This window comes from Epilithonimonas sp. UC225_85, from assembly GCF_042695135.1.
Taxonomy (GTDB): domain Bacteria; phylum Bacteroidota; class Bacteroidia; order Flavobacteriales; family Weeksellaceae; genus Epilithonimonas.
In genome coordinates, this window is the sequence record NZ_CP170547.1 from 2,751,662 (window position 1) to 2,772,796 (window position 21,135).

At 37.5% G+C, this 21,135-nt stretch carries 11 protein-coding genes; 1 reads left to right on the forward strand and 10 read right to left on the reverse strand.

Annotated features, from left to right (window positions below):
* Positions 1–2 precede the first annotated feature (2 nt).
* The 5 genes from ACFJGY_RS12625 to ACFJGY_RS12645 form a co-directional block, all read right to left on the reverse strand.
* Complete coding sequence (locus tag ACFJGY_RS12625) at positions 3–3,431, reverse strand: sulfatase-like hydrolase/transferase (protein ID WP_379964426.1); 3,429 nt, start codon at positions 3,429–3,431, stop codon at positions 3–5.
* Complete coding sequence (locus ACFJGY_RS12630; RefSeq protein WP_379964428.1) at positions 3,425–4,486, reverse strand: HEAT repeat domain-containing protein; 1,062 nt, start codon at positions 4,484–4,486, stop codon at positions 3,425–3,427. The genes ACFJGY_RS12625 and ACFJGY_RS12630 overlap by 7 nt, the downstream gene beginning before the upstream one ends.
* A 9-nt stretch (positions 4,487–4,495) precedes the next feature.
* Positions 4,496–4,852, reverse strand: a complete 357-nt coding sequence (locus ACFJGY_RS12635; protein ID WP_379964430.1) for a response regulator transcription factor — start codon at positions 4,850–4,852, stop codon at positions 4,496–4,498.
* A 12-nt stretch (positions 4,853–4,864) separates the two neighbouring features.
* Positions 4,865–8,764, reverse strand: a complete 3,900-nt coding sequence (locus ACFJGY_RS12640; protein WP_379964432.1) for a PAS domain S-box protein — start codon at positions 8,762–8,764, stop codon at positions 4,865–4,867.
* A gap of 346 nt (positions 8,765–9,110) precedes the next feature.
* Positions 9,111–12,764, reverse strand: a complete 3,654-nt coding sequence (locus ACFJGY_RS12645) for a T9SS type A sorting domain-containing protein (RefSeq protein ID WP_379964434.1) — start codon at positions 12,762–12,764, stop codon at positions 9,111–9,113.
* A 554-nt stretch (positions 12,765–13,318) separates the two neighbouring features.
* Here ACFJGY_RS12645 and glk point away from each other — a divergent pair.
* Positions 13,319–14,287 carry a glucokinase gene (glk, locus tag ACFJGY_RS12650; protein WP_379964436.1) on the forward strand — a complete coding sequence of 323 codons (969 nt, stop codon included), beginning with the start codon at positions 13,319–13,321 and terminating at the stop codon, positions 14,285–14,287.
* A gap of 33 nt (positions 14,288–14,320) precedes the next feature.
* On the opposite strand, the gene pgl is transcribed toward glk, so the two are convergent.
* From pgl to tkt, 5 genes are all read right to left on the reverse strand, one after another.
* Positions 14,321–15,049, reverse strand: coding sequence for a 6-phosphogluconolactonase (gene pgl / locus ACFJGY_RS12655; protein WP_379964438.1), 729 nt, complete (start codon positions 15,047–15,049; stop codon positions 14,321–14,323).
* On the reverse strand, positions 15,049–16,569 hold the full coding sequence (gene zwf, locus ACFJGY_RS12660) for a glucose-6-phosphate dehydrogenase (RefSeq protein WP_379964440.1): 1,521 nt from the start codon (positions 16,567–16,569) through the stop codon (positions 15,049–15,051). The genes pgl and zwf overlap by 1 nt, the downstream gene beginning before the upstream one ends.
* A 39-nt stretch (positions 16,570–16,608) precedes the next feature.
* The gene (gndA, locus tag ACFJGY_RS12665; RefSeq protein ID WP_379964442.1) at positions 16,609–18,039 is read right to left on the reverse strand and encodes an NADP-dependent phosphogluconate dehydrogenase; all 1,431 of its coding nucleotides are present in this window, start codon (positions 18,037–18,039) and stop codon (positions 16,609–16,611) included.
* A 298-nt stretch (positions 18,040–18,337) separates the two neighbouring features.
* Positions 18,338–18,787 (reverse strand): RpiB/LacA/LacB family sugar-phosphate isomerase, encoded by a 450-nt coding sequence (locus ACFJGY_RS12670; protein WP_379964444.1) that lies wholly within the window; start codon positions 18,785–18,787, stop codon positions 18,338–18,340.
* A gap of 78 nt (positions 18,788–18,865) precedes the next feature.
* Positions 18,866–20,875, reverse strand: coding sequence for a transketolase (gene tkt / locus ACFJGY_RS12675; RefSeq protein ID WP_379964446.1), 2,010 nt, complete (start codon positions 20,873–20,875; stop codon positions 18,866–18,868).
* Positions 20,876–21,135 lie beyond the last annotated feature (260 nt).

The following is a 21,135-nucleotide window of genomic DNA, read 5'->3' on the forward strand; positions in this document are numbered from 1 at the left end:
TATCACCTCGTTTTTTTCATAAAATTGATCATTACAGAATCCGGCATCAATTTTTTTGAAGAATAAAACCTGGCGTTCATCTTCTTAAACTGGCTGAACCGGTCGTTTATTTTTTTTAGTACTGTCGCATCATCCAGTTCATTTTCATCTAAACCTTTTGCAGTGAATAGTTGACCGTCGTGAATATAATAATCTTCACACAAGAAATCAATAAGCTGGTTTTTACTCTGCATCATAGCAACTCCCGAAGTCAAAGTTTCTGAGCCTACAGAAAGTCCTTTCCCGACCCAGGCAATCGTTGAGGGGGTTTTTATGCCATAATTATTTCTATAGTAAGCCAGCAAGGAAGGCGCAAGATCAAGATGGCTGACAATTTTATTAAATCGTGAAGGCTGTTTAACCAGAGGTGAATATATCATCATAGGTACGTGATATCTGTCTATTTTTGATTGAAGAATGATTTCGGGCATACTATGATCGCCTGTTATTACAAAAATTGTGTTGGCAAAGTCAGGACGTTTGCTGTAATCTGCGAAAAAACCTTTTAAAGCATCATCAGCATTCAAGACGGAGATCAGTTGATTTTTATGTAAAACCGCCCATTTTTTCTGCCCGGCACTCAAGATGCCGGAACGTAATCTTTCATTATACTTCTTTTCATAATGATCCTTGTTGTTGATCAGAAACGGATTATGCGTTGATAAAGTAAGTATCATGCTGAAATGAGGTTTATCAGATGGTTTCTGAACGTCGAGCATCTTGCCAAAAACAGCCTGGTCTTCGTAGCCCCAACTTTCTCCATTGGTTTCGGGAAGCTTAAGGTAAGGGCTGCTGAATGATTCTTCATCAACAATATGATCTACTTTGCTGTATTTTAAAAACTCCTGATAACGATCGAATTCTATATGGCCGCCATAATAGAAACCTGTTTCAAAATTATTGGCTTTAAGTATATTATAAAGATTAAAATGTTCCGGCGTCTTTTCGATTTCCAAAAACCCATTCTTTCCAAAAGGAAGAGATCCCGTAAGCGCAGGCAGTGCTCCAAATGTTCTTCCTGTTGAACTTAGATTATTTTCCCAGTACAGGCTCTTGTTTGACAACGAATCCAGAAAAGGCGTAAAATTGCCTACATAGCCTTTCGGAGAAGTATAGGCATATCCGAAACCTTCCATAACCACAAAAACGAGATTAGGCGTGGTTTGGGATTTTGTAAGATAAGAACCTAAGAAATCAGGTGTATTTTCTTTTCTCCAAAAGGGAAAATCTTTGTTAAGCATATCGGAATTGCTCTGAAACGCCTCGGGATCACCCCACAGTTCAACTATTTCCGGATGATCACTTATAAAATTATCCTCATTGGATTTAAAAAAATAGGCCCATTTACTTCTTGATAAATTCTGATTAAATTCGTTAGCACTATTCAATACCCCGGTATCAAGCAGGTTTGAGGGAACAAAAAATGAAATCATTCCAATACCCAATAAGATAAGACCCGGATAGATGGATTTAAACTTATTTCGACTGGCAAACCATAAAGGTGTAAGGGACAATAAAATTAAAATACCCATCAAGGCAAAATTTTTAAAGTTCAGCATTCCACTTGCCTGTAAAATCTGTTTCATTTCGTTTTTACTATAATATAGAAGCTCAGATCCCAGAAGATTATGAGTTTCGGAAAAATATAGAAACAAGATATACTGTGTAACAATTACAGTCAGAAATACTATTATGGTAAATATTTTTGCCCAGCTTTCTTTAAAAAATGATAAGATGAGATAAATGATGCCCGTGACTGATAAAAGCTGACAGGCAAACAAAATATTTTCAAAGAACAGGTGATATGCGATTACGGATGTATCTAATGTTGGAAAAGAATACCCATACCAGAGAAACTCCACTCCTACTCCAATTAGAAAAAATATAAAAAATACTAAAGCAAGCACTCCCAATCGTTGAAGCCCGACCCGAAGAGTCAATGAGATTCTTTTTTTCAGGGGAAGATTTTTAGTACTTTGATTAAAACCCTGCCTTGTCATATCTCCCCATCCATGAGAGTTTTTAAAGTAATCGACGAAGCCCATCACTCCTGCTTTTACTATAATAGGATGAAAATAAAAAGGTTCCGAAAAAGCAATGGCAATAAGAGCAAGAAAATCTTTTCTTTTGGTATATACCTGATGGCTTACGAGATCGACCAGTATCGCATAAATAGAATACAGGAATCCCATTGAAATAACCAACGCAAATAGAATCGTGAAAAAAGGCCAGCTTATGATACCAGATATCAAAAAAACGATAAAAACAATATACCCCGAAAACTCTACCAAAGGACCAAGAAATTCGAAAAAGAACCAATAAGGAAGGCTGATCATTCCCAATTTTCCGTATTTGGGATTAAACATCATCTTTCTGTGCTTCCAAAGCGTTTCTATTGTCCCACGCATCCACCTATTCCTCTGTTTCTTAAGAATATCTTTTGTTTCCGGAACCTCTGTCCAGCACAAAGGATCTGGAATCGTGAGTACCTCATAAGGCTCATTTCTTTCTTCCATATACTTCCGCATACGGACTACCAGTTCCATATCTTCTCCTACAGTATTCTTATCATATCCACCACAAGCAAGCACAATTTTCCTGTCAAAAACGCCAAATGCTCCCGAAATTAAAATTAATCCCGATGCGCGTGACCAAGCCATACGTCCCAGTACAAAAGCCCTGATATATTCCAATGCCTGAGTTCTTCCCAACAGGGTTCTCGGCATATTGACACTTATTACTTTGCCGTTTTCAATAAGACAGTTATTAGCCAGACGAATCACCCCGCCACAAGCGATATACTTTTTATCGGTCTGTTCCAGAAAGGGTTTTGCCAATTTCAGGATAGCATCCTGCTCCAGAATACAGTCTACATCGATACAGACAATATATTCGCCCGAAGAAATATTAACACCTACATTGAGTGCATCTGCTTTACCACCGTTTTCTTTATCTACAACAATGAGTTTTTTAAAAGCTGGGTTTTTGCTTTTATAGACTCCTCTTACTTTGTTTGTCTGTATTTTTCCCTGTATGAAATAAGCCATCGATTCAAGGTCGTAAGCTTCTATCAGTTTTTGTACAGAATCATCCTTACTGCCATCATTAACAATAATAATTTCCAGATTATGATAGTATAGAGATAACAGGGATCTCACATTTTCCACAATGGTCATTCCTTCGTTATATGCAGGTGCAATGATACTAAAGGCTGGTGCATTAGGATTTGTTGCGATAATACCGTAATCTGTAAATGTATTTTCTTTTTTATATTTTGTTACAGCTCCTAATGCATAGATTCCTATCCATCCGTAAATAATTGCTACGGCTGCACCATAAAGTAGAAACAGCCATATAATAACTTCATAAATGATGTGTGAGAATTCTAACATATTCTTTCCTGCAATGCGTATCTTATAATTTTAATCAATTCTTCCGAAGAACTTTCATTCTCAGCCATCTGTGCTAAATATTCCTTTTCTTCCAATAAAAATAAAGCTTCCGCAGCGCAGACTTTGATGCCCGCTTCATTATTATCAAGTAATTGTTTTTTCAGGAAATCTATAGATCTCTTATCTCCTGATCTTTTAATTGCTTTAAGAATTTCCAACTGAACCTCAATAGGCTGATCGGGATATACTTCAGTAAAGTAGATGATTGTTGAGGGATTTTCCAAAGACAATAAGGTTTGTACCGTCTGCACCCTTACTTCTGTTGAGGGATGATCCAACAGTTGAGTAACCATATTATACACTGCAAGTACCTGAAATTTTCTTAACAATTTTAAGGTGAAAATAACCACAGAATCGTTTGAACTTTCAAGCCAGGCTTTTATAACATCTTCAGAGTTTTCGGGGATGTAAGCTATTGAACGGAGCAATCTAAGCTGCTGCCATTCTGATATTACGGTAGGAATAGTATTTAAATAATTTAATCCCTCAAATCCTTTGAAATTCACCAATGCATATTGCGCTTCCTGATATACCTGTGATGAAGGATGTGTCAGAAATCTGGAAATTTCCGGAAGTCTGGATTCTGCATTCATAGCTGTAAGTTCCTGTATTCCTCCCGCCATTAAGTAGCGTTTCTTTTGGTTCAGCTTTTTTAAGGCATCTTCCTGAAGATTATATTGTTCAAAAAGATACTTTATCTGATTTTGGGCAACTCCTGAAAATTTCTTCTCAGAATCTACAAGTTTTTGCAGAAAGAGATTTCTGAATGTAGGATTTCTGTTAGCCACAATAAAATCATAATCAGGTGACACTTTATCCTCTCCATAGACAATGACTTTTGTGATGGTTGTATTGATTATATCTAACCATCTCAAAAGGCGGACTGAGACTCTATACTGATAAAAACTGTAAAGGATGACTACAATAATCAGCACAAGTACCAATGCGAACATTCCCAGAAAGACAAGAAAAATAAAATGTACAGAATTTATCATCTTACCTGTTTATTTTGGGGAAAATCTTTTTATCCTTAACATTAATTCATTGGGACTGAAAGGCTTTACAATAAAATCGGACGCTCCCAAGTCAAAAGCATTCAGCACCACTTCTTCCTGTCCCATACTTGAAAGCATGATAACGGGTATTTGCTTACCCATTGACCTTATAGCAGATAGAATTTCGATTCCTGAAGCAAAAGGCATCATAATATCTGTTATGGCAAGATCTACGTTTTCGTTTTTTAAGGTTTCAATAGCTTCTTTGCCGTTACGGCTCAAAATTACCTCATGTCCTTCTTTTAGCAATTTGTGCTCTATTGTTTTTAATATAAGCTCGTCATCTTCAGCAATTAGAATTACCATAATATTATGTATTTATTGTATTAAATCCTTTATCAATTTTAATCCTATTGTTATATCATTTATAATTTCATTCTCCATAGCAGTATAATCTATGTTCTCATCAATACGGCTTTCCCAAATAGCAGTTTCTTTTGCAAGCTTTATCAAACCTGCGGTTCCTGCAGTTCCTCTTAGCTTGTGAAGAATCTGTTTCAGTTGTTCTGTGTTTTTTTCTTTTATCCCCGATTTTATATTTTCTTCTGCTTGTGTAAGCTCCTGTATCACTAATTTCAAAAATACATTCCTGAAGTCATCATCACCCGTCTTTTCATTCAGAAGATTGATGTCCAAATACCTTTCTGAATGATCTTCGGGTAATTGACGGGTACCAATGCCAATATGTTTTTTTAACATTTCCAAAAGATCGGTCTGTCTCAAAGGCTTGGGTAGAAAATCATTCATTCCGGAGGCCAGACATTTTTCTTTTTCACCCAATACATTTCCAGCTGTAACCCCAATGATCGGAACTTTGGAATATTCCGGTAACATACGGATCTGTTTTGTGGCTTCTATACCGTCCATTACCGGCATCTGTACATCCATAAGCACCAGATCAAAAATCTGGTATTTGCATAGTTCAAGGGACTGCAGTCCATCAGTAGCTTCCACTAACCGTGCTTCGGGAATTAATAATTTTATCATTTTATTATTAAGAAACATGTTCACCGGATTATCGTCGACAAGCAAAACGTTGGGAGAAGTCATTAGTGGGAAATGATCTTCTTTCTGCACTGGTTTAGCGGTTGCCAATTCTTTTTCTGAACTTTTAACGGCGCGTTGTAACGTCTTGTATAATTCTTCAGATTTAATAGGTTTTAGTAGAAAATAGGAGCTTTCTTCCTTTCTGAATGAGTTGATAACGTCATGTTCTTCAGAAGATGTGTGAAGAATAACGAGAGGCGATGCCTCATTTTGTTCATTAAACAGCTGCTTTATTTTTTCAATTGTTTCTAAACCTGATATAATCGGCATGTGGTAATCTACCAGAATAATATCAAAACGCTCGCCGGCTAAAAGCATCTGAAGAGCTTCCATCCCGTTGGCAGCCAGCTTAGAATCTATATTCTTATAAGCAAGCATGTGCTGAAGGATAATTCTGTTTGCTTCGTTATCATCAACAATTAGAACCTTATTGATTTTCAGTATTTCATCTTCGCTTTGATCAGAAATTTCAAAAGGAATCTCAATATCAAAATAGAAAACAGAACCTTTGTCAAGTTCACTTACCAAAGTAAGATTACTTCCCATATATTTCAAAATGTTATTTGAAATGGTAAGTCCGAGCCCTGTTCCACCATAACGCTTGCTGATAGAACTGTTTTCCTGAGTGAAAGCATTAAAGATATGCTGCTGTTTTTCTACAGGAATACCAATTCCTGTATCTCTTACTGAGAATCGCAACTTTATATTTTTATTGTCTATATTCAGTTTTTCAACTTTAAGCTCAATCTCACCTTGTTCTGTAAATTTTACAGCATTCCCGAGAAGATTAATGAGAATCTGCTTCAATCGTGTTTCATCGAGCCAGATTGTTTTAGGTAATCCCGGCTCAATATTTAAAAGAAGTTCGATATTTTTTTTCTGAGACTGATAAAGAACTGCATTGATGACCTGACTCACCACGTCATAAACATTGGCTTTCTCTATCAAAAGATCCATTTTTCCTGATTCAATTTTAGAGAAATCAAGAATGTCATTAATAATGTTCAGCAGGTTTTCGCCTGACTCATTAATATAATTGAGATACTGCTTTTGTATTTCATTTAACGGAGTTTGAAGCAAAAGATCAGAAAACCCGATGACGCCGTTCAACGGTGTTCGTATCTCATGGCTCATATTGGCTAAAAATTCAGACTTGGTTTTGTTGGCAATATCTGCCATTTGTTTTGCATTTTTAAGTTCTTCATTGGTTTTTACAGATTCGGTAATATTTTGTGCAGAGACGATAACTCCACCCAAAACATCATCTGACAGATACCACGGACTTACCACAATATTGTAATGTTGTAATCCTATTTTATGAGGAACTTCCAATGTCATATCCCTATTGATGTAAGCTTTGCCTGCGAGTGCATCTTGATATATTTTCTTTCTGTCATCCGGCACATCGGGCGAAACCGTAAACATATTTTTCCCTATAAGATCTGCATCGTGCATCTGAAACTCATTTTTCCAATTGCTGCTTACAGAAAGATAATTGAGATCTTTGTCGAACATAGCCACCGCAGTAGGGACATATGTTACAAACGACTGTAGCATTGCTTCTTTTGTAGCCAGTTCTATATAAATATTTTTGAAGGTATCAATATCCTGGATAATCCCGAACACTTTTGTACAAACACCATCTTCAAATTCTGGTATTCCTTTCACCCTCACCCATATCATAACGCCATCATTACGTATAAGCTGCAATTCTTCATCATACGGTATCCCTTCTCGCACAGCTCGCTCAAATAATACTTCTACTTTTTTTCTGCTTTCTGTACTGTAAAATCCTAGTGCATTTTCAAAATCAGGCTGAAATGTCTTGTCTATTTTATGTATTTCTTTAGTAGATTGCGACCAAAAAACAGTATTAGTCTTAAGATTGACTTCCCAACCTCCGACCTGAGCTACGGCATTTGTCTGTTCTAGCATCTTCTTAGTGTACAGCAAATCTTTTTCCAGAGACATCCTTTCTGTGACATTCAAAGCTGTACTTACCACATAAGGCATTCCTTTTTTATCAGTTTCTACAAGATTATGATACATCCAAACCATTTCTTCTCCTTCTTTGGATTTAAGGATCATAGTTCCGAAATCTTCCTTCTTGCTGTTGATTCTTTCAAGATATTGTGCAAGTAAAGGCCAGTTTTTTTCTGGAACAAGATCTTTTAAATTCAAGTTTTTGACTTCTTCTGCCGAATACTGAAGTATTTTTCTTCCTTTTTCATTAACAGAAAGTATATTCCCCTGCATATCATGCATACTCATTAATCCTATTGCATTTTCAAAAAAGCTTCTGAATCGACGCTCTGAACTTTCAAGTTTTTGCTTTTCTTCGATCTGTTGGGTAATATTTATTCCGAAGCAAAAAATCTCGGAATTGTTTTGGTTCTGTTTCAAAGACCACTCCACTATAATCTCTGAACCATCGCTTATTTTTGTAGAAGTAGAAAATGTAACACCCTCCTGAATATCAGAGATTTTATCTATAATTAACTTTAAATCAGCATTATGATCACCCAATACACTTAAAAATTTCTGATCAGAAATTTCTGCTTTGCTGAAATTGAAAATTTTTTCGAAGGTAGGATTAACATCCTTAAGCATAAAGTTATTATCCAGAACACAAATTAAGTTATTGGAAATATTGAAAGTCTGCTGAAAATATTCAGCTTGAATATTGTTCCTTTTTCCAGTCAACAGATTTGTAATAGCACTTCCAATTTTTTTCAAAGCATTTATCTGCTTGTCTGTGAGGGTTTTAGGTTTGTAATCGATAACACATAGAGTCCCCAATGTAAATCCTTCATCATCTGTAAGAGGGATTCCTGCATAAAAGCGAATGGCCCCGGCTAATATCAGTGGGTTTTCGGATGATCTTTCGTCTGCTAATGTATCATTGATTATTACAACATCACCACTTGCAATGGTATATTGACATAAAGTACTTTTTCTGTCTACAGAATCAAAATCAAGACCTATGCAACTTTGGATCACCTGTGCATCACTTTCCATCATAGCGATAAGTGCGGCAGGAGAGTCGGTAATAAGGCAGGCAGTTTCCGCAAAAATATCTAACTGTGGATCTTTCTCCATCTGTAAAAGATCAAAAAACTTGAGCTTATTAATTCGTCCGTATTCATTATCAGGAACAGGGTATTTATCCATATAGCATTGTCTTGTTGTTAGTTGTCTGAAAGCATAATTTTTAATTATTAATATTAATAATTAATTATGCTTTTAAAATTCCAAATTACAAATTATTTTACACTTAGAAGTAGTCTTTATTTTCAGTAGCACAAAAAGTATGGAGTTGTTACCTTGTCTCGGACACATACCTAAAAATATTTTTGCAACTACAATTTTACAGTATTGCGCTAATCATTCTGGCTTATCCAACTTTGAAAAGTCGGTTGCCAACAATACAATAATTACGGAATTACAAAAAAGCCTGCTGAAAAACTGGTCAGACAACTTCGAATTAGAAAAATGTAAATAAAAATCAGTTTGTGTTTTATTTTTTGATTATTTTGAAAGCTTTCTGAGTATTTTCAACTCTCAACATATAAATACCTGAGGGTAAGTTTGATATATTAATGCTGTTGTCACTAAAATGACCTTGCTTCACAATTCCTCCTGCTGTATTTAAAATAACAAATCTAGGATCCATTCTGTCATTATTTTTAGAAACAATGTGGAGTATGTCTTTTACCGGATTTGGATGAATCTGGATGTCATCATCCTGATAATCTTTTATTGTAGCAACCGTATTAAGAATCGTATTTTCGGAATTTACCGAGTATGGCAGGTCGCCCATATATCTTTCCGTATCCTTGACACATCGTACGCCCATAGCAGCCTGTGGATAAAAGCCGGTTCCTGATGCGAGTTTTCCGCCATATCCGGATACACTTTTGAGATTAAATCCGATAGCATACCCAGTATAGAAGTCTGCGGGAGAACTGGTCCATAATCCGGTTTGATACTTATAATTATCTGCAGTGGGATATTCGCTCCTGGCATTTTTCCAATCGTTACCTCCAAGGATTCCCCGTATACCGGTTGTCGGAATATTTCCAATTTGATATTTTGAATCTGGGAAACTGAATACCCAACCTGACCTGCTGCTTGGCGTTGTGCTTTCTGTAGTAATTGACAGCGTATAACCCGGATATTGTCTGACATTTACCGCATTATTGGCTGCTCCGCCCGTAAGATCTGCAATGGTACTCTGAACAATACCATAATTTGCAAAACTGCCTGTAGTATTGTAGCCATTATAGAACCAAGGAGAAGAACCTTTTGCATAAGAGCCATTGTTGCCTGCAGCAAATAAATTGGCGTTTGCAGTATCCGGCACTCTCCATCCTGCAGGACAAGGGTCATAAACCGATTTTTCTGCAGCATGTCCCCATCTGTCCTGAGCAAGACCATTTTCGTCAGAGATCCAATCTTTTACCTGTAATGATTTTGTAAGTAATGTCCCTGAATCTTCCATCCCCAGTTCGTTCCCTGTTTTGGATCTGAAAAGGAAATATAAAGGATTTTCGGTAGCGTATTTAATGACTTTTCTGATCTTTTCATTTTTAGGATCAGCAGCAGCAATTCCTGCCAACGATTTATAAACATTCCACTCTCTGGAGTAGCCTGCATTGTCTGTTGAGGAGAAAATCGCGTCGGTGATAGGGTTAGATATTCCCAAAATAACATTGTTATTGGCATCTAATCCAGTTTGCTTATAAACATTATAGGTTGCGGCTACCTGCACGCTGTTGGCATGCGCAGAAATGTACTGAGTACCGCCAGGATTATGGAATGTCGGCAAAGGATCTTTCCTACCCCATTGATAATGAAGCCCGCCAGACTGTTGAATTTGTGTTTTAGACTGTAATTCGGTCGCCAGATTCGGTCTGACCAATGAGGATGGTAATGCTTGCAGAGCTCCAAGATTTCTATCCATAAAAGTGGTCGTCAGAGGCGTTCCACCTTTAGCAGGGTATATTATCTGGCCGTTCGTAGCAGGAATAATCCCGCCATTCTCAATCGATTCAGTCATGTAAGTGATTTGATTTCCCTCTGACAACGGATCTGTAATTGGTGCCCAAATGTGCCAGCTCCACAGGATTTTATCAGGATCAGATGTTCCCCAAACCCCGTTATTGCCTTTGTGAAAAGCAATTACAGCGTTGCCTTTTTTCTTCGCAGCTATCGTAACTTTCAATTGCTGATCCGGATATGTACCTATCACCTGAATCTTTTTAATTAAACTTTGGTTGTCGGTCCATACCACACTTCCTGTATCAATGCTACCCAGCGGAAGTTCCTTATTAGCTGAAAGGTATAGCTTGTGCATGGCATATGCTTTTTTAAGGCTAATAATCAATTCTTTATCCTGAGACACTGCATCATTTTGCTCACCGGTCATCACCACAAAGCTGTTAGGTTCTTTTGTCCATGCTTTATAATCCGTCTGATCACCATCTGTTGACAAGACATATTCTGTTTGATAAAATGCTGGCAATAGCGACATGTTTGGATCTTTCATACACCTTACCGCTCCCAAGCCATTTGTTTGAAGTGTTTGATTGACGTAGATTCCATTCCAGCCCGTGCTGGATACATTTGCTCTTTCCGGATCACTATGAATAATGGTGCCTCTTGTACCACCAATTCCATAAGTGGCATTCAATAAAAAACCATCAGCTCCCTGATCCTGATAGACAACACGCGCAGGATTACTTCCATTTTCCTGATAATAGGTATAGCTTCCTGTAGTTGGAATTAATCCAATTTGTCTGTTATCTGTCCCGCTAAAATCTATTCCTCTGCCGGGATATACCTTCACTCCAATCAGCATATTATTAATTGAATTCGGCAATATCTGGCTGTTAGCGGTATTTGTATCGTCATTGACACCACTGTTTTTCCTTCCTAGAGGGTTAAGATTATTATTAATGGTATTTCTTCCATAGTGAGAAGGGATTCTCCATCCATTTGGGCAAGGATCGAATTCGGATTTCAATTCATATGATTTGCTATCCTCAGCAACAACATTATCACTGCCGGATGCATTACTATGCAGACCTTTTCTATTGTCAGACCACAGATCCCAAGTTTCTACCAAATCCTGATTGGAATTATTACTCTTATATTCCTGGCTGGAAAACCAAGTACCATCATTGGCAGCATGGGTAATAATATTGATGGGATTAGTAATGGAATATCTTATATTCCCATTGATGTTATTGGTGCCGGTATCAGTTCCTCTTTGTTTTACAGATATGGGAGAAGATTGTAAAGTTGCATAAGAATGTCTTCTGCTCCCAACATCGCCTGTCACCTCATAGAAAGTGCCATCTTTATATTCCAGCGGAGGTACAGGATCTTTTCTCCCCCATTGGTACATCAGACCTCCGGATTTGTGCCAGTTATGACCTAGAAAGCCGGCATTAGTTGCTCCAAGATTCCGATCCATATACTTTGGCGTAAAAGCCTGATTCAGAACATCAGTTTCAAAGCCCTGTCCATAAGTCGCCCCATATGCAGGATCATCCGTAACCCAAATATGCCAGGTCCAATAAATAACGCCATCGACCTTAAATGCTATGCTCGCATTGCCCTCCCCTTTCGTTTTATCAATTATAATCTTAATTTTAGCATCCTCACCCGTTCCCACAATAAAAGTTGAACTTATTAATCCATTTACATCTTCCCAAAAAACAGCAGCCGTCTGCTTACCATTTTCACTGATTGGTGTAAAAGAACCCGCGTCATTTTGCATATACCTGCCTTTTTTCCACATTTGATAGGCTTTTGCTACAGGAATATACAATCCGTCAGTTTTGGTACCATCAGGCAGAATACCATCCTTATAAAAAATATAGCTGTTAGGAGCAAGCGTATAATCATTTTCTATTTTGACTTTGTTATCACTTTTAAGAGTGGGAATCCCCTGTCCGTCTTCAGAAGTTAATCCGGTATTGTGAGACGCGGCAGTATTGAATTCAGCAGAGGAAATATTAACGTTTGCATCTAGTAAAACATCTCTATTTTGAACGGTCGAAATGTTAGATAAAGTTTGACCAGCTGCCAAGGACTTAGAAATTGGCTTTTGTCCATATAAAAACAGGGTACAAAATAAAAATAGTAAACTGTATATTTTGATCATAAAAATTATTTTCATAATCATATTACAATAAGTGTGCTAATAAATCAAGTATTATTTATTATACATAAGAATATCTAAAAAATATCAAATATTTTGACATTTATTATCAATAACCTTAGGTCATCAACAATTTTATAAAATATAAGTGATTAATAAAAATTTTGTACAACTTAATAGATCAACCATTTTTTAAATCATTTATTCTAATTTTTTGTTACAACTACAATACTTAAATCATCAATAAGAATAATTATAGAGAAGCCAGAGACTGTCAAATCGCTTGGTATCAATTAAATAATTCAATGAAATGATATTCTTAATTAACTTAAAAAAAACATATTAATTGATCATAAAAGCGGCTTTGGAATTAAATTCCTAAAAAACAAAAAAATCTAAAAAATTATTTTAAATTGATCTACTGTTTACAAATGTCCATCATTATGAATAATTTTCAGGAAATCGTCTTATCAGATATTTCAGATGTCAGTTTACCAATGGCTTATCCTTCGTAACAAAAGAAATTACCTGCTTCCGGAATTGTTTTGGCGGCAGATGTGGGTGGCACCAAAACGGAACTGGCACTTTTCCACATTAAAAAAGGGAAATTATTCGCCATCAAAAACCAACGATATGCTACCACAGATCACGATTCTTTTGTTGAGGCGATCCGTCATTTTCACGATGATAAATCTTCTCTTATTGATTGTGCTTGCCTTGGTGTGGCTGGTACAGTAGAAGGCGATATCGTTCGTGGAGTCAACTTTGCGTGGGAAATAGATGCCAAAAAATTAGAATCGGATCTTAATATAAAGCGGGTGCTTCTTATCAACGACCTTCAGGCCAATGCTTACGGCTTATCTGCGCTTGGTGATTCAGACTTTGAAATTCTTGCCGAAGGGGAGAAAAATGAAGGTAATGCTGTAGTGATCTCACCAGGAACAGGTCTTGGTGAAGCCGGAATGTTTTGGGATGGAGCATATTATCATCCATACGCAACAGAAGGCGGGCATTGCAATTTTGCACCTACCAACGAACAGGATGTTGAGCTCTGGAAATTTTTAAAAGATAAATTTGACCACGTGAGTTGTTGGGAAAGGCTTATTTCCGGAAAGGGTATTCTTAATATTTATGAATTTTTACGAAAACATAACGTCGAAAAAGAGCCTGACTGGCTTACTGAACAACTGAAGAACGACCATTCAGCGAAAGTGATATCTGCCGCAGCAATAGAGAAAAAAGATCCCGTATGTATTGAAACGATGCAGCTTTTTTTTAAATATCTTGCCATAGAATCCAGCGAGCTTGCATTGAAGACCAAGGCAACTGGAGGAATTTACATCGGCGGTGGCATTGTCCCGAAGAATATTAGTCTGATTGAAAAACAAGAATTTTACAACAATTTCATCAATGTGGGACGAATGAAGCATCTGCTAAAAACCACTCCCATCAAAATAGTCCTCAATGATAGAACTGCTTTGATGGGAGCAGCATATTATGCGGCAATGGGGATTCTCGATCAGTAATCTGATCATTCCGGACCTTTACAAATATTTTCCTTATTTTAACAATTTCGAGGCTGCAGAAGAATCCAGAAACCACTGCACTTTTTTTTCATTCGATTGAATTAAACGTGCAGGATATTGATGTATTGATCCCGACATGTCTTCCAAGACGTGAAATACAGCTTCTGATTTTTCTTCTCCAAAGACCAAAAATGCAATATTTTCTGCATTGTTGATTAAAGGAGCAGTCATAGTAATCCGAAACATATCAACTTCTTGCACGAATATCGATCTGATCGTCGCTTCAGTCTCATCCAATACCGAAGTGTCTGGAAAAAGCGATGCGGTATGAGAATTATCACCAAGTCCCAAAAGAACAAAATCGAATTTAACAGGTTTTCCCACAAAATGTTCTGAAACAGAATCCCAATAATTTCTTGCTGATTCTTCCGGAGTTCCTGTAGTATCGACTTCAAAAATATTTGATGAATTAATTTTTAAAGGTTCAAATAAAGCCTCCTTTACCATTACTGAATTTCTCCGAGAATCATCTGCGGGAACAAATCTTTCATCACCAAAGAAAAAATAGGTGTTCTTCCAATCGATATTATCTTTAAACTTTTCTGCCAATAATTCATACAATTTCTTAGGTGAACCGCCGCCGGAAAGTACAAAATTAAATTGTCCATGATCCCTGATTGCTTTTCTTGAAACCTCGCAAATGGTTTCTGCCAAATCCTTTATTAACGCTTCAACATCATTAAATATCTTTAAATCGTTCATCAGCTAATCTTATTTTTTTGAGGTAAATTGATCCAGTGAAAACCATCTTTGGCAATGAGTGCATCTGCATTTTCTGGGCCCCAGGAGTTTGCAGGGTAATTTGGAAAGCTGGTCATTTTATTATTTTCCCAATGATCGAGAACCGGCATTACCACTTCCCACGCTGCCTCTACCTGATCTGCCCGCATAAATAAAGTCTGATCGCCTGAAATCACATCCAGCAAAAGTGTCTCATAAGCCTCCGGAGAATCTGTTTTTGTTTTTTCCGAATAGTCAAATACCATATCAACCGTATTCAGGATCATCTCGAGACCCGGTGTTTTGCTTTCCAGCTGAAATCTGATCGCCATATCTGGCTGAATACTGATAACAAGTCTGTTCTGTTTCGGAATTGCATGCTCATCATTATTGAACATATTATGAGGCACTTCCCGAAATTGAATTACAATGTAAGAAGCCGATTTTGATAGCCGTTTTCCCGTGCGCAAATAAAACGGAACACCTTGCCAGCGCCAGTTATCGATATTGAATTTCATTGCAGCGTAGGTTTCGGTATTGGAATCCTGATCCACATCAATCTCATCACGGTAACCCGGAACTTCTTTTCCTTCTACCCAGCCAGAACCATATTGCCCCCTGATAGCTATATTATCGATCATCCCGGGAACAATTTTACGGATCGCCTTCAAAACATCAACTTTTCTATCGCGCACCAAATCAGCATCGAAGTTGATGGGAGGTTCCATAGCTACGATACACAGCAATTGCAATAAATGATTTTGGATCATATCCCGCAAAATTCCTGCATTATCAAAGTAACTTCCCCTGTCTTCCACACCAATTTGTTCAGTCACCGAAATCTGGACGTGTTCGATATGCGTACGGTTCCACAGCGGTTCCATAATCGTATTGGCAAATCGGAAAGCCATCACATTCTGAACAACTTCTTTACCTAAATAATGGTCTATCCTGTAGATTTGTCTTTCATCAAAAATAGTCAGTAAGTTGGTGTTTAAAGCTTTTGCAGATTCCAGATCTCTCCCAAATGGTTTCTCAATGATGATGCGGGTAGTTTCCTTATTATTCTCCAGTTTACTTTTTGAAATGTTTGATGCGATAGTACAAAATAAATCCGGTGAAACAGCGCAATAATAAAGTACCGAAGGATTCTCATTCCATTCTTCTTTTAACTGGCTTACTTTAACATAGAAGTCATTGTAAGAAGCTACATCATTGATATTAGCTGCCTGATAAGAAATATTTGAGGAAAACTCTGCCCACTTTTCTTTTTTAACTTTACCAGTTCTGGAAAATTGATTGATTCCTTCCAATAGGGAATCCCGATATTTCTCGTCACTGAATTCCGTTCTCGAAGTTCCTATGATAGCAAATTTTTCAGGTAACCGGTTTTCAAGAAAGAGGTTATACAATGCCGGAATAATTTTCCGTTTGGTTAAATCTCCGTTTCCACCGAAAATAATGATAACTGTTGGATTTTTTTTATCTGATGTTTTTGACATTACTTATTTAATTTTTAAAATTTGGATTAAAACAACAGCTTAATTTTTGATATTTTCCATTACCCATTTGGTATGAAACACGCCTTCTTTTGCTTTCAGTTCATAGGTATGAGAACCGAAATAATCCCGTTGTGCCTGGATAAGGTTTGTCGGCATATTTTCAGAACGGAAATCATCAAAATAAGTCAATGCCGCAGAAAATGCGGGCGTTGAAATACCATGAATCACTGCATCTGAAACAATAGTACGAATACTTGGAATGCTTTGAGCAAGATTTCGCGCAACAGTTTCATCCAGAAGCAAGTGCTGTAACTCCGGGTTTTTGTTAAAAGCGGCATAAATATCTTCCAAAAATTCCGAGCGGATAATACAGCCGCCACGCCAAATTTTTGCAATCAGATCTAAGTTAAGATTATATTTGAATTCTTCATTCGCCTGATAAAGTAAGTGCATTCCTTGGGCATAAGCGGAAACCATTGCAAAATAGAAAGCTTCCTCCAGTTGGTTACAGTACTCATCTTTATTAACATTGTAGTTTAAGTCAGCCAAATCCGGATATATCTTTGAAGCCTGAACACGCAGATTTTTCAAGGAAGAAAGATCACGCATGGAAACAGCAATGTCAATCACCGGTGTTGGCAGATGAAGATCCATTGCGGCCTGGGAAGTCCATTTACCAGTACCTTTTGCTTTAGCCTCATCTCTGATATTATCCAGCAGAAGGTTCTCTTCTCCTTCATTTTTATAGGTGAAAATATCAGTTGTTATCTCTAATAAATAAGATTTCAATCTTCCCTCATTCCACTTTTTATAAACTTTATGGATTTCGTCATTATCCATTTTCAGACCTTTTTTCATGATCTCATAAGATTCCGAGATCAGCTGCATAATTGCATATTCAATACCGTTGTGAACCATTTTCACGAAATGACCTGCGGAACCTTTTCCCATAAAAGCGACGGTAGGTTCACCATCTACTTGGGCTGCAATTTTCTCGAGAATAGGTTTTAGGACTTCATAAGCTTCTTCATCACCGCCGGGCATCATACTTGGGCCTCTTCTGGCGCCCTCTTCTCCACCTGAAACGCCCATTCCAACAAAATGAAAACCTTTTTCTTCCAATTCTTTGTATCGTCTTTCGGTATCTGTATAATGTGAATTTCCTCCATCTATAATGATATCTCCCTTGTTCAGAACAGCGAGCAATTCATCGATCACATTGTCTACAATTTCACCTGCCGGAACCAGCATCATTACAACTTTCGGGCTTTTAAGACTGTTTGTAAATTCCTTCAGATTTGAAAATCCCTGAATATTTTCGTTATTGAGAGCATTTAGGGTATTGACTTTTTCAATGCTGTTGTCATATCCGGCGCAGCTATAACCGTGGTCTGCAATATTTTGTAACAGATTGGAGCCCATGGTTCCCAAACCTATCATTCCGAATGCATTTCTATTTTCTTGTTTCATTTTGTTACTTTGTTGTAATATTTTTTATAATATTTTAATACTTAGTTAAGTTATTTAATAATGAGATTAATGGAATCAGTTTTACTTTAAATTTTATTTGAATATCCGGAATCAGTAACAATTTAGTTTTAGAAGTATTTTTGTCATTGGCTACGCCGAACCTTCGGTTTCTGAAAGAACCTCAACACACTGAAATAAAACAATTTAGATTCCTACGGAAAGACAAAAGACTATTGATTTTTATCATTATGAGTAAAACGGATATACATAAAATTTTAATATTTGAAAATATTTGCCATTACGAACGGTTTTCCAGATTCTGAATTTTCTCCAGCCTTCGCAGATGTCTTTCGGCTCCGATAAATTTAGCGTTGAGAAAAGCTAAAATCAACTCTTCTGCGATTGCATAACCTGTTACACGGCCGCCGAGACAAATTAAATTCATATCATCATCCTCAACGCCCTGATGTGCAGAGAAATAATCCGAAACCAATGCTGCCCGAATACCGGGAATTTTGTTGGCTGCAACACATGCTCCCACACCACTGCCACAAATGGCAATACCGCGGAAAACTTCTTTTGAAGCCACGGCCTTTGCAAGCGGAATGACGAAATCAGGGAAATCATCTGAATTATCCAGTTCCATTGCACCATAATCTACCGGCTCGAATTGGTTTTCAGATAAGAATGATTTTATTTTTTCCTTAAGTTCGAAACCGCCGTGATCTGCACAGATTCCAATTTTCATAAATGCCGACATCTAATTTTTTATTTAATTCAGTAAGACATTAACCTCAAATATCAGATACTAAGTTCGTGAAAAAAATTATATGTTTTTCGAAAATAAAGCAGTTGCTCTTTTTACCACATTTTCAATGCTGAATCCGTACTCTTTCAGGACTTCTTCTCCTGGAGCAGATTCACCAAATTTGTCGATTCCGATCACATCACCATCGTCGGTCGTATATTTCATCCAGCCGATTGATGAACCAGCTTCGACAGCCAATCGTTTGCGGATATTTTTAGGGAAAACCTTTTCTTTATAGGCAGAAGTTTGTTTATCAAATAAATTCCACGAAGGCATGCTTACAACACGGGCGTCAATCTTATTTTTTTTCAATTCTTCCTGCGCTTTCAGAATCAAATGGACTTCTGATCCTGTGGCAATCAAAATAATATCGGGTTTACCTTCCGAATCTGAAAGAATATAAGCGCCTTTCTCAAGATTTTTCGCGTCCGCATATTTTTTTTGATCGATGATTGGAATTTCCTGTCTTGTTAATGCAATCGCAACAGGTCCGTCTGTATGTTCAATGGCAACACGCCAAGCCTGTGCCGTTTCGTTGGCATCTGCCGGCCGAATGACTGTCATATTCGGAACCGAACGTAATCCGAGCAGCTGTTCTACCGGCTGATGTGTTGTTCCATCTTCTCCAAGACCAATACTATCGTGGGTAAAAACCATAATCTGACGTATTTTCATAATGGCGGCCAGTCTGAGCGGCGGGCGCATATAATCTGAAAATATTAAAAATGTTGCACCATACGGAATTAAATAATTGCTTAGTGCCACTCCGTTGAGTATCGCACCCATCGCATGCTCACGGATTCCGAAATGGAAATTACGACCGTCACGGTGTGTTTCTGAAAATGATGGATAAGCCTCAAGAACTGTATTTGTAGAAGGCGACAGATCCGCCGAACCGCCAATCAGTTGAGGCAGATATTCTGCAATGGCATTCAGTGTTTTGCCTGAAGCCTTGCGGGTTGCGACATCCTCGCCAGGTTCGAATACCGGCAATTTGTCTTCCCAGCCTTGAGGCAATTTTCCGGAAGTTATGGCTTCGTATTCTTCGGCAAGATCTGGATATTTTTTCTTATAATTACTAAATAATGTATTCCAGTCATCCTCATTTTTAGAAGATTCCTTTCCCGCTTTATGATAAAAATCTAAAACGTCCTGAGGCACATCGAAGTTTTTTTCAGGATCGAATCCAAAATTTTCTTTAACCAAACGAATTTCGTCGTTGCCGAGAGGTGAGCCGTGTGCTGATGCAGAATCATGTTTATTGGGACTTCCGTAACCGATATGGCTGCGGACTTTTATTAACGAAGGACGTCCAGTTTCTTTTTTGGCATTCTTTATCGCGTTGGATAATGCTTCAAGATCATTGATATCCGGCAATTCCTGCACGTGCCATCCGTAAGCTTCAAATCTCTTTGCAACGTTTTCATCAAAAGCCAGATCAGTACCGCCTTCAATGGTAATATGGTTGCTGTCGTAGAAATAAATCATATTTCCCAAACCCAGATGTCCGGCGAGCGATGCGGCTTCTGCGGAAATGCCTTCCATAATATCACCGTCACTGCATATTGCATAAATTTTATAATCGAAAACATTGAAACCCGGCCGGTTATAGCGTTCCGCCATATATTGCTGGGCAATCGCCATTCCTACTCCGTTCGCAAATCCCTGACCGAGCGGGCCAGTCGTAACTTCGATTCCGGGGGTGAGACCGTATTCCGGATGACCGGCGGTGATGCTGTGTAGCTGTCTGAAATTTTTAATATCGTCCACTGAGACATTATAGCCTGTCAGATATAAATAGCTGTATTGCAACATGCATGCATGACCACAAGAAAGGACAAATCTATCACGGTTTGGCCAATCTGGATTTTTCGGATTGTAACGCATGACGTCAGACCAAAGCAAATGTCCTAATGGTGCCAAAGCCATTGGCGTTCCCGGATGTCCTGAATTTGCTTTTTGTACCGCATCTGCTGATAAAACTCTTACTGTATCAATACTTTTTTGAACTAAATTTTTATTTCCCATTATTATATTCTACTTGATTTGTTTTTGTAATTGGTAAAGAAAAAGGATCGAAATATATTTTGATTTTGCCTTTAATTTTTAAATTCAATACTCTTTAGTTTTTACATCAAAACTGTGACCATTTTAAAAACCACTACAAATTCAATAATTCGCAGAAATCTAAATAAACATATAATGTGGAAAACCTAAATTGATGGTCAATAATGATACAATTATCTTTTAGATATACTCACGCAGAATGGATCCAAAAGAATAGAAGT